This window comes from Methylobacterium sp. GC_Met_3 (assembly GCF_026540775.1).
GTDB lineage: Bacteria > Pseudomonadota > Alphaproteobacteria > Rhizobiales > Beijerinckiaceae > Methylobacterium.
This window is the reverse complement of record NZ_JALNUL010000083.1, coordinates 1-11,455: the sequence shown is the minus strand read 5'-3', so window position 1 is coordinate 11,455 and position 11,455 is coordinate 1. Positions and strand designations below refer to the sequence as shown.

Below are 11,455 nucleotides of genomic sequence, written 5' to 3'. Positions count from 1 at the left end.
GTGCGATATGCCAGCAGGCGCGGTCTCGGTGACGTAGTAGTTGAACTGCGAGGCACGGAGAGCGGCCGCCACGCGCTGCGCGAAACAGGAACCGGCCGTGGCTACCCGGTCGTCGGGCGAGATGGTGAAGGCGTCGCCCGCGCGCAGATCCAGGGCGAAGGGCGGCACGTTCGTGACGGCGTTGGACCAGAACTGCCTGGACGGCAAGGACCTGTACGGGTTGTTCGACATTTTGGCCTCACGGGATATGCCGCTGAAAGGATAGGCGCGGCTATTCGATGGCTTGGGCGACCTGTGCAGGCGGCGCATTCGCTAATGTTCAGGCGTGTTCGACCCGACGATAGCGATTTGGCCCCCGATCACGTCCCGTAGGCGCAGCGGGGTACGTCATCTGGCACAGTGCAGCGTCGGGTTTTGATCGTGCGTCAATCTCACAGAGGCTCGCGTCGCCGCCGAAATGAGTGGGCCGACGATTGCAATGGCGAGGAATAGGCATAGGGCGAAATTGGGAAGCAGTCGCCGATGGCTGGACGCAGCGCCGTCGCGGTAAGACAAGCTGATCAGAGTTCGGATCATCGGCGCATCCGACCGAAGGCAGCTCCTAAGGGTGCGAGCTGGGTGATGTCCCATTGCTTCTCACCGAAGCGGTGGCGATCCGACAATCCGGCTAACGACCCGGTGGAGACGGCCGCACGCGGCGCGATCTGCGCGCTGCTAGGGCGGACCAGTTCCACGACGGAGATCCCAACGGCGGGTAGGGCCAGGGCGGTGAGCGCGTACGCAAGGCGCATAAGACGCGTCGGGAGGTCAGGGGTTCGGTCGGCTCGTACGGCCATTTGAATAGATGCGATCGGCGGCAGGGGTGTGCATACGAGACGGGGAGACGTGTCAGGCATAGCAAGGGGGCTTCGATATGCGTGGGAAATTTGCCCACCTAATTTACGTGTGCAAAAATCCCACGTCAACCGAGAAATTCGCCCACACGGCGCGGTTGCGCACCGTGTGGGATTGCTTCCCACGCTCAAACTTCTACGAGAGTAGATATGTCTGAGACTGCCGAAACGTCGCGGGAGGGCGCCAGCCTGCACGCACCCTTAGCGCGGCTCCTGCGGCCGCTCGTGCGCCTGCTGGTCGCCCGGGGCATCACCTTTCCGGCCCTGACCGATCTGCTGCGCGAGCTCTACGTGAACGTGGCCGAGTACGATTTTGCGCTATCCGGCAAGGAGCAGACCGACAGCCGCGTGTCCCTGCTCACCGGCATCCACCGTAAAGAGGTGCGGCGCCTGCGTGGTGCCGGCGCCCCGGTCAGCGCGGTCCCCGCCGTGGTCTCGCGCACCAGCCGCATCATCGCGCGCTGGATCGCCGACCCGGCCTTCACCGATCCGCAGGGCCATCCCCTGCCGCTGCCCCGCACGGCTGAGGGCAGCGCGCCCTCGTTCGAGACTCTGGTGGCCGGGGTGACCCGCGATCTGCGCCCCCGCGCGGTGCTGGATGAGTGGCTCGACCGCGGCCTCGCCTTCACGGATGCACAGGACCGGATCATGCTGGCGGAGGCCGCCTACGTCCCGCGCGGCGACGGCGCGGAAGGACCCCAGCTCTACTATTTCGGGCGCAACCTGCACGACCATATTGCGGCGGCCGTGGCCAACATCGTCGGAGACAAGCCGCGGTTCTTGGAGCGGGCTGTCCACTATGACGGGCTCTCCAAAGAGCTTGCGACCAAACTCGAAGCGCGAGCGCGCGAGATCGCCATGGAGGCCCTGCAGAAGGCCAATCGCGAGGCGCACGCCGCCTGCCAGACCGACCCGGGCGGCGATCACCGCTGGAACTTCGGCCTCTACGTCTTTACGGAGGCTGGAGCCCAAACCGCACCCTCTGCTCAGCCAGCGGATGAACGCTAGAGGATCGGCTGGTGCGAAACTCGGTTCATCGCCGGTCCGTCCTGCGCCTACTTGCAGGCGTGACCCCACTGCTGCAGTGCGCCCTCACGCCGAGCGCGGCACGAGGCCAGGAGACGCCGCGCGACCACGGCATCGGCGGCACCGGCATGATGCGAACGGAGCCCCAGGCCCCATCTCCGTTGGGCGAAGGCGACCGCGGCATCGGTGGGACTGGGGTGATTGGCACGATCCGTCAGTTCGGCTCGATCATCGTGAACGACCTGCGGATTGCCTATTCGCCGACTGTAGCCGTACGCATCGACGGGGAGCCAGCTACCGCAGCGGATCTGAAGATCGGCCAGGTCGTGCAGGTCGTGGCCCGCTATGAGAATGGAGGTCTCGCGACCCAGCGTATCGAAGTGGCAAGCGAGGTGGTCGGGACGGTGGAGTCGGCAGCGCCGGGGCGACTGGTCGTGCTCGGCCAGCGGGTCTCTACCGCGGGGCTGACCGGCGACTGGAAGCCAGGCACGCGGGTCGCCGTGAGCGGGCTGCGCCGGCAAGACGGAGTGATCGTCGCGAGTCTGATCGAACCGCAGGGTTCGGGCCCTGACCGCGTCGCCGGTCCGGTGCGCCGGGATGGGCCCGCAGTGATGATCGGCGGCCTACGGTTGACCGGCGCCGAGATACTGCCGGTAGGCAAGCGTGCCCTGGTTACCGGAACAGCGGCAGATAGGGTCCTCAACGTGACCAACGCCGCGCAGATTGGGTTGCCGTTCCCGCCGAGTGTAAGGCAGGTGTCGATCGAGGCTTACATTGGCCGCGCGGGTAACAAGCTCGAGCTTGGCTCGGGCCTCGCTGTCACGGCTCGGGCAGGCCCTTCAGTGCCGCCGACAGGCAGCGTGCGCGCGGTGATTACCGCGGGCTTGACGCAAGGCGGCGGTCTTTCAGTGAACCGGCTGCGCATCGACAACCACAAGGAACCCGAGGCGCCGCGTCTGGACAGCCCGCGCTTCGAGCGGGACCGGCTCGACCTGCGCGGCCTGCCCGAGGACGCGCCGAGGCGCTTCGGCGCTGAGCCAGGGTACAGGGAGCAAAGCGACCTGCGTGTCGACCCTCGAACTGGGGCAGACAGTTCGACGGGCGGGAACGGTTTTGACGACCCAAGCAGCTTCGGCAATGGATCAGGTGGTGGAAGCGGCCGGGGTGGGGGGCCGTTGAGCGCACCCAGCGGGGTGCCCGGTGGATTTGGTGGCAATCCCGGAGGACCAGGGGGTGGGGGACTAGGCGGCGGAGGCCCAAGCCGGCCGCGATGATAAGAATTGTGGGCATATTTCCCACAAAAACGGGAAATTGTGCTTTCTCGGTTACAGCCAAGTTTGAAAATTGCTCTATCAAGAGCGAAATCGGGCCGCTAACGCTCCTCGAGACACCATCATGTTCAAAACTCTGACTTCAATTGCTATTCTTACTGCACTCACCGCCGCCGCCTCGGCCGCTGACCTGCCGCGCCGGGCGCCCCCGCCGGCGTTCACCCCCGTGCCGGTGTTCACCTGGACCGGCGCCTACTTCGGCATCAACGCTGGCTACATCACCTCGACCAAGGAGACGGTGAACACCGCAGGCGTGTTCGCCAACAACACCGGCGTGACCACCGGTAATCGTCCGGGCGCACTGCCCCTGCCGCAGAGTGGGTTCACAGGCGGCGGTCAGGTCGGCTACAACTATCAGTTCACGCCGGGTTCAGGCGTCGTGGTCGGCGTCGAGGCCGATGCTGCCTACACGGAGATGAACCGCACGCGCAGCTACACCGGCGCACTGGGCGGGATCAGCACCTATAATCAGTCGCTAGATTATCTCGGCACCGTGCGCGGCCGCATCGGCTACGCCTTCGACCGTACCCTCGTCTACGCAACGGGTGGCCTTGCCTACGGCGGCACCACCTACCGCAGTCTCTTCGAGACGGCGGCTGGCAACCCGAACTTCTACGGCTCGCGCAGCCAAACCGACATCGGCTGGACGGCAGGCGGAGGCATCGAGTATGCCCTGCCAACCGACTCGTTCCTGAACTTCTTCCGCTCCTCGGCTGTCACCTTGAAGGCGGAGGCCCTGTACTACGACCTCGGCAACCACACGGTCCCACTGACTGCGGTTGGTTCGGGAAGCGGCGCCTACACGGCTCGCTACCAGAACGAGGGCGTGCTCGGCCGCGTTGGCTTGAACTACAAGTTCGGATCGTACTAGAATTTTTCGATCAGACGGTTGACCTCCGGATTCCCAGCCTGATCAGACTGGCCGCGAGGTCGAACAGCGCCCCAGGAGTCCCCCCTCCTCCTGGGGCGTCTGTCGTTCCGGAATGCGGTGTTGGGCTAAGCGCCACAAATTGCTTCAACGATGTTTTATTTCATGGCAATTTTAATCCACCATCGCTTGTACGAGGCGGATGCTCCGATATAGAGCCTGAATTACCTGCTTGCCGTATCAACACTCTTCAATTTTGATCACTGGGCACGCCGTTTGATGTCACCTAAATGCCTCAGCAACCGGGGATTGTGTTAATCCTCGACCTTTAGGAAGGCGTACTGCTCCCTGTCGTGCTAACCATCCATGAGGAGTACGCGGCTAACCTTGCAGTGGTGTTAGCGCGTCCGTCAGCGGGGCGGGCATCTGCCTTGTCGTTGAATTTCAGAGGCTGCGGTTGTGGAAGTACGCGCACCTGTACTTGGCCTAACAGGCTTATTTGACTGGCTCCTTACCACCGGTATCGTCCTGGCGTTAGCAGCCCCACCCGCCGCCATAGCTGAGACCCTAGAGAGCGCTTTAGCTAAGGCCTACCAGGGCAATCCCCAGCTCAACGCAAGCCGGGCCGGCGTGCGGGCAATCGATGAAAACGTCGCGATCGCACAGTCGGGCTACAGGCCGCAGGTCAACGTGGGCGCGCAGATCGGGGTGCAATACCTTCAAACCCGCACCGGGAGCACCGCGTCCACCGCCGCGACATCGGCAAGCACTGGGACGACGAGCACGTCGACGACAGGTACGGCGACCACCTCAACGACAAGTACGACGAGCGCCTCGACGACAGGCACGACGAGCACGTCAACGACAGGTACGACGAGCAGCACGACCCGGACGACTTATCTCCCGACCACGGCGAGCCTGACCGTCTCACAGACGATCTTCAACGGCTTCCAGACCGACAACCAGACCCGCCGCGCCGAATCGAACGTCTACAGCCAGCGCGAGACCCTGCGCTTCACCGAGCTGACCGTGCTCTACAATGCCGTTCAGGCCTACATGAACGTGCTGAGCAACACGGCGACGCTCGAACTCAACCGGAACAACGTCGAGGTTCTGGAGGAGCAGCTGCGGCAGACCCGGGACCGGTTCAACGTCGGCGAGGTGACCCGCACGGACGTGGCGCAGGCCGAGGCCCGCCTCGCCGGGGCGCGTTCGCAGGTCAGCACGGCCGAATCGACCCTGCGCACCAGCATCGGCATCTATCGGCAGAACATCGGCGTCGAGCCGCGGCAGCTCGCGCCCGGCCGGCCGCTGGACCGGTTCGTTCCGGGCTCGCTGGATGCGGCCATCGCCATCGGCCTGCGCGAGCATCCGCAGATCGTGTCGGCCATTCACGCCGTCGATGCGGCCGAGGCCCAGGTCAAGGTTCTCGAGGGCCAGCTCGCCCCGAACCTGAGCCTCCAGGGCTCGCTGAGCCAGGTCTACGATCAGACCGGCCCGAACCAGTCCTACTTCGTCGGCTTCGTCGGCGGGCGGCTGAACATCCCGATCTACGAGGGCGGCCAGACCTACGCACAGATCCGGCAGGCGAAGGAGACGGTCGGCCAGACGCGTATCCTGGTCGATCAGGTCCGCGACCAGGTTCGCGCGCAGATCGTCAGCTTCTGGGGCCTGCTCGAAGCCGCCAAGGCGCAGGTCATCGCCGCCCAGGCGCAGGTCCAGGCCAACGAAGTGGCGCTGAACGGCGTGCGCGAGGAAGCCCGGGTTGGCCAGCGCACCACCCTCGACGTGCTGAACGCGCAGCAGGAACTCCTGAACTCGCGCGTGAACCTGATCCTCGCCCAGCGCGATCGCGTGATCTACTCCTACGGGGTGGTTCAGGCGATCGGACAGCTCACGGCCCGGTTCACCGCCCTGCCGGTCGAGTACTACAGCGCCAAGGTCCACTACGATCAGGTCAAGGACCTGTGGTTCGGCCTGCGCACCCCGGACGGCCGCTGAGCAATATTAGATCATTGGGCAAAGCTGATGTGTCCCAGGCTCTCCCGAACCACGCGGCATTGTTAGAGGCAGACATGCACCGACAATCAGCAGAATTAGACACAGCGGAATCTATATCATGGCCCGTCGTTGCAGCCAAAGTTCTGAGTGCCGATTTGGCTGGTAAATTTCCTGATATTGGGCACGTTGTGTCGAAGGTTCGGTACGTTCGCGACTACAAGGGCAATGGGCTTCTATGGTATGTCCGGCGCATACCGAAGCACGCGAAGCCTCACTATGGCGGCAAGGAGCAAATCAGAAAGAGCCTCAAGACCCGAGCTCTCGAAGTTGCTGTGGTTGAAGCCGCCAAACTCGCCAGAGCCGATGATGCGTTTTGGGCATTTCTGAAAATAAATGAGGATTCTGCGGACTGATCCGATTCTCCTGGCGGCGCTGACGCAAACGCGAGTACGCTGAGGTTCATCAATCGCCGGGTGCGCGATCGCTTACAGGTCTCGGGGGCACCACACCGACCCTGCCGTTGGTAGATTAGTAGAGACGGCTTCCCAGAGTTGTACTTCGGTATCAGATCTCCAGCCGGATCAGACTGGCCGTGAGATTGAACAGTGCCTTGGAAGCTGATCCCCAGGTCGCTTTTTTCGTGCGCATCAGCGAGCGGCAGCCTCGCTCGTCAACGCGGAAAGAGGTTGTCCTTCGGTTCAATCAGTTGAGTGGGAGAGGTCAACGCGCCGTAGCGAAGCGTCGAGGTTCGCCCGGACGGTCCGGTGAACGTGCCCTCGCCGCGATTAGACCGCGCTGTCGTTACGGCCCCGTGCAGAATGCCGCTGCCGGTGCTTTCTACGCTCGCTGGCACTGATGCATGCTCACGGTCAAGCGTGAAACCGCCGCTGCACACGATCAGCCCCTTTGCATCTTGAGTGTAGAAGTTGACGCGCAGGAGGCGAACTGTGGCGTGACCCGTCATAACGCTTCTGTCGGCGCGTTAGATCTCAAAGGGGGCGTGTCGAAGCCATACGTGCTGCCACCTTTATCCGAGCCAAGTTGAATGCCCGGAATCGTTGCTACTCTTCCCCCAAAGTTGGACAGGAGTGCCAGCACTGCGCCGGTATACGTGTAGAATACGACCCGCCTCATCGGTTTTTCATTCTGTCGGCGTGGCCGGATCGGCTTAGCGTCTGAAACTGACATCTCGGCTCCGGTCGGTAGACTTAGATTGTTTTTGCCAATGTCAATTAGAAATACGGTACCTCCACTCGGAGCAGGCAAACTTCGCGATCTTTTGCCAGGGACATCATATGACCCACGAAAGCTTGAACCGTAACCGGCGACGGCGCGTGTTGTACCGGCGCAACGCGCTTAGTGACCAATTCGGTAGGTCAGACGCTTGCGAAGTCACCATTCAGACCAGCATTATTTTCATTCGACATTCACGCTCCGTGCTAGAACCCAACCGTGCTCGCAAGGTCCCGTGTACGCCTGCTCGACCGGTACGAGGATCGTTGTCCGACATCCCAGCAGCGCTGACCTATAGACGACGCCTAGCCAAAGACCGAGTTTCTCGCAGGCCTTTACAGTATCGCCGTAATGCAGGCGCCCGATCTCACAGAATGGCGCTCCGCCGGGGCCGCTTCGCAGGGGTAGGAAGCTGTCCGGGTCAAACCCAAGCTCGACCACGTGTCCCTTTCCCGAGCAGGCATCGTCTCCGATCGACCCGTGCATCAGGATTGGCACGCTCAGAGGCGTGGTCTCCGCCAAGACTATTTCGGGCAGCATAAGCGCGAGGAGCGGTCCAAGTCGCCACGCTATTGAAGGCATGCGGGTGCCGTGCTGTTAGGTCTCCGCGAAGGACGGACTCGATCGCCCAGTTGGCGAGAGACCGGACAACGCACCCATTCATGGCAGGATCCGGGCCGTGAACCGGCGCCCAAGGTGTCGAGTTCACGGCCGCACGGACTCCAACGCGACGACCCAACCATAGCTTCGCGCGCGATGCGGCTACTGGTCTACACACACCTGGCCCTGCTAAGTCTTAAGCCGAGCGGCATGCCGCGTACGTCCATGACGAAGTGGCGCTTTGTCACCGGGCCGTGCCGGTCCATTAGGTTCGGCCTGTCGAGGAGTACTCTTCTGCTGGCAGGCTGGCACTGTCGAGTGCACTGCGCGACTGATCTAGAGCGCGAACCGACCGGTCTGAATCATCCGGGGTTTCAGAGCGGACGGCGGTGTGATTCGATGCTCTGCGTTCCGAGGGGTAGAGCCGCATGCCATCTGCTCTATCCGTCGATCTGCGCGCGCGTGTCGTGGCCGCCGTCGAGGAAGGCGCGTCGCGCCGTCAGGCTGCCAAGCGGTTCGGCGTAAGCCCGACCAGCGCGATCCGCTGGTCCGAGAGCTTCGCGCAAGAGGGGCGGATCGCACCCAAGCCGATGGGCGGGGATCAGCGTTCGCAGACGATCGAAGCGCAAGCCGGCCTGATCGTTTCGACCTATGAGGCCAAGCCCGAGATCTTCCTTCCGGAGCTACAGGAGAAGCTGGCGAAGCGCGGCCTGCGGGTCGGGGTGAGCAGCCTGTCGCGCTTCTTCAAACGTCACGGCATCACGCGAAAAAAAACACCGGCCACGCGACCGAGCAGGATCGGGAGGACGTGAAGGCTGCCCGCGTGGGGTGGTTCGAGGGGCAACTCGACCTCGACCCGGACGCCCTTGTGTTCCTGGACGAAACCGCGGCCAACACCAGCATGGTCCGGCGCTACGGACGCGCCCCGCGCGGCGAGCGTTGCCGGGTCGCCGCGCCGTTCGGACACTGGAAGACCACCACTGTCACGGCCGCCCTACGCACCAGCGGCCTGATCGCGACCGCGCTTCTCGACGGATCGATGACCGGTGCTCGCTTCCGCGGCTATGTCGAAGAAACCCTGATCCCAGTCCTGAAGACCGGCGATACGGTCGTGCTCGACAATCTACCCGCCCACAAGGTCAGCGGTATCCGCGAGCGCATCGAGGCGGCGGGAGCGAAGCTGCTCTACCTGCCGGCCTACTCCTGCGACTTTAACCCAATCGAACTCGCCTTTGCCAAGCTCAAGGCCATTCTCCGTGCCGAGGCCGCTCGCACGATCAGCCACCTCTGGATCACGATCCAACGGGCCTTCCGACGCTTCACGTCGGCCGAATGCCGTCGTTATCTCGCCGCCGCAGGTTATGACGCATATGATCCAACATGATCGGATTCGGCTCTAGGCTTACGATTCTAGGTATCAGGCGACCTTTGCTGCAACGTTCCATTAAGGATTGCGTGGGCAATTTTCACACACAGTCACGTCGTATGATTATGAAAGTGCTGCCTATGAAATTCGCTATGAGCGCCAGCCTCAGCACTTCACTATCGTCGATTAATGTTTCGAACTTCCAAGGCTTTAAAAAGATGATAGGAGAGAAAACGCTGATGCCAACGCTGCTGGTCCGTTCCCAGGCCAGCAAAACGGGGAGGCACGCGCGCCCGGCCCACGCCCTCGCCCTCCTCGCCGCCCTGGCCAACCCGGCCTCGGCGCAGGAGCGGCCGATCCACGGCCCGGCGCCAGTCCTGACGGTCGGCGCCGCGGAGGCCGCCTCCACCCGCCGCGTCGAGCTGACCGCCGGCCGCTCCGTGATCGTGGACCTGCCGCGGGACGCCAAAGAGGTCTTCGTGGCCAATCCGGCGGTGGCCAACGCCGTGGTCCGCTCGACCCGCAAGGTCTTCGTGATCGGCATGGCCGACGGCGCGACCTCGATCTTCATCATGGATGCCGAGGGCCGCCAGATCGCCGCCCTCGACGTGACGGTGGCCCGCGACCTCAATCTCGGGACCCTTCGCGAACTGCTCGGCCAGAGCATCCCGGGCGGGCGGTTCGACGTGCGCTCCTCCGGAGCCTCGGTGCTGCTGTCGGGCTCGGTCAACTCATCGGCGGACGCCCAGCAGGCGATCGACATCTCGAACGCTTTCGTGGGCCTGGGCGGCGCGGGCGGTGCCTCCGGCGGGTCGAGCGGCGGCGTCTCGGCCGGCGCGCGCGGGGCGGTGATCAACAACCTCTCGATCCGCAACAAGGATCAGGTGATGCTGCGCGTCACCGTGGTCGAGGTCTCGCGCACCGTCCTGAAGCAGTTCGGCATCAACCTAAACGGCAACTGGTCGGCGCTGAACCCACTAGGCTCCTCAAGTTCGCCGGCACTGAGCAACTCGGTGCCCTTCCCGATCAACAGTGATTTAGCCACCGGCAACCAGATCCAGGCGTCCGTGAAGGCGGGCGGCTTCTCGCTCCAGGCGACGCTGAAAGCCTTCGAGCAGGCCGGGGTCTCCCGGGTGCTGGCGGAGCCGACGCTGACGGCGATCTCGGGTGAGGCGGCGAAGTTCCTAGCCGGCGGCGAGTTCCCGGTGCCCGCCTCAGTATCGAGCTGTGTCAGCGGCGTCTGCTCCGCCCCCGGCATCACCTTCAAGCCCTACGGCGTCGCCCTGAGCTTCACGCCGGTAGTGCTGGCCGACAACCGCATCTCGATCCGCGTCGCTACCGACGTGACCGAGATCGATCCCCAGAACAGCTTCAACTACACCAACGACGGCGTCACGACCGCCATCCCGGGCACGCGGGTCCGCCGCTCGGAGACCACGGTCGAATTGCCCTCCGGCGGCGTGATGATGACCGCCGGCCTGATCCAGCAGGTGAACAAGCAGGCGATCTCCGGCCTGCCCGGCCTGATCAACCTGCCGATCCTCGGCGCCCTGTTCCGCTCCCGGGACTACCAGCGCATGGAGACCGAGCTGATGATCATGGTCACTCCCTACATCGCCCGGGCGATGGAGCCGAAGCAGGTCAGCCGGCCCGACGACAACTTCGTCGACTCGACCGACGGCCAGGCGGTGCTGCTCGGCCAGATCAACCGCCTGTACGGCAAGGTCGTCCCCACCGGCGCGGCTCCGGTCGGACAGACCCATCGCGGCCGCGTCGGCTTCATCGTCGAATAAGTCTTACGGGAGCCAAGGATCCTAGACGGCCTCGCCGAGGCGAAAGGAGATAGGGCACCGCTTCGAACAAGGCTGAGAAGTGTCCCAGCGCACTCCGACGCACAACTTGCCCCTTGATGTGGGCAAAATTCCCACGGATAAGAGGCGTCCTGAGGTGTGCGTTCGCCGAGTGTACTTCGTGTTTGGTCCGTTCGCTCAAGTCAGCCAAGTGGCGTCACTTCAAATGAAATCTGCCGTACCTTACGCAGCAGGAATCCTCAGCCTACACGCGCTATTGTGTACGGCACCGGCAAGCGCCGGTGAAATCTTCGTCCAGGGCAACCAGCGCGTCGATGCCGAGGCCA

The 11,455-nt window shown here is 63.6% G+C and carries 8 protein-coding genes and 2 pseudogenes; 7 read left to right on the top strand and 3 right to left on the bottom strand.

Annotation, left to right across the window (positions count from 1 at the left end):
• A pseudogene (locus OXS27_RS30460) lies at nt 1-231 on the bottom strand (GSCFA domain-containing protein); the annotation flags it as partial.
• An 812-nt stretch (nt 232-1,043) separates the two neighbouring features.
• Here OXS27_RS30460 and OXS27_RS30455 point away from each other — a divergent pair.
• From OXS27_RS30455 to OXS27_RS30435, 5 genes are all read left to right on the top strand, one after another.
• Nucleotides 1,044-1,901, top strand: a complete 858-nt coding sequence (locus OXS27_RS30455) for a DUF6502 family protein (protein ID WP_267361355.1) — start codon at nt 1,044-1,046, stop codon at nt 1,899-1,901.
• 215 nt (nt 1,902-2,116) lie between these two features.
• Nucleotides 2,117-3,193: a DUF5666 domain-containing protein gene (locus OXS27_RS30450; RefSeq protein WP_346733024.1), complete on the top strand. Its 1,077-nt coding sequence runs from the start codon at nt 2,117-2,119 to the stop codon at nt 3,191-3,193.
• A gap of 121 nt (nt 3,194-3,314) precedes the next feature.
• Nucleotides 3,315-4,121, top strand: coding sequence for a porin family protein (locus OXS27_RS30445; RefSeq protein WP_267361351.1), 807 nt, complete (start codon nt 3,315-3,317; stop codon nt 4,119-4,121).
• 456 nt (nt 4,122-4,577) lie between these two features.
• Entirely contained in the window at nt 4,578-6,119 is a 1,542-nt protein-coding gene (locus OXS27_RS30440; protein ID WP_346733025.1) for a TolC family outer membrane protein, read from the top strand.
• A 74-nt stretch (nt 6,120-6,193) separates the two neighbouring features.
• Nucleotides 6,194-6,532: a DUF6538 domain-containing protein gene (locus tag OXS27_RS30435; RefSeq protein WP_267361349.1), complete on the top strand. Its 339-nt coding sequence runs from the start codon at nt 6,194-6,196 to the stop codon at nt 6,530-6,532.
• Between the two features lie 257 nt (nt 6,533-6,789).
• Here OXS27_RS30435 and OXS27_RS30430 read toward each other — a convergent pair whose 3' ends face one another.
• Entirely contained in the window at nt 6,790-7,083 is a 294-nt protein-coding gene (locus OXS27_RS30430; protein WP_267361347.1) for a hypothetical protein, read from the bottom strand.
• 1,045 nt (nt 7,084-8,128) lie between these two features.
• Nucleotides 8,129-8,295 (bottom strand): annotated as a pseudogene (locus OXS27_RS30425) (IS5/IS1182 family transposase); the annotation flags it as partial.
• Nucleotides 8,296-8,380: 85 nt separating this feature from the next.
• Here OXS27_RS30425 and OXS27_RS30420 point away from each other — a divergent pair.
• Nucleotides 8,381-9,336 (top strand): IS630 family transposase gene (locus OXS27_RS30420; protein ID WP_267361345.1). Its coding sequence is split into 2 segments (ribosomal slippage): nt 8,381-8,717 and nt 8,717-9,336, totalling 957 coding nucleotides; the frame shifts between segments, so codons are not numbered across the junction.
• A gap of 221 nt (nt 9,337-9,557) precedes the next feature.
• Nucleotides 9,558-11,111, top strand: a complete 1,554-nt coding sequence (locus OXS27_RS30415) for a type II and III secretion system protein family protein (protein ID WP_267361343.1) — start codon at nt 9,558-9,560, stop codon at nt 11,109-11,111.
• Nucleotides 11,112-11,455: the final 344 nt, after the last annotated feature.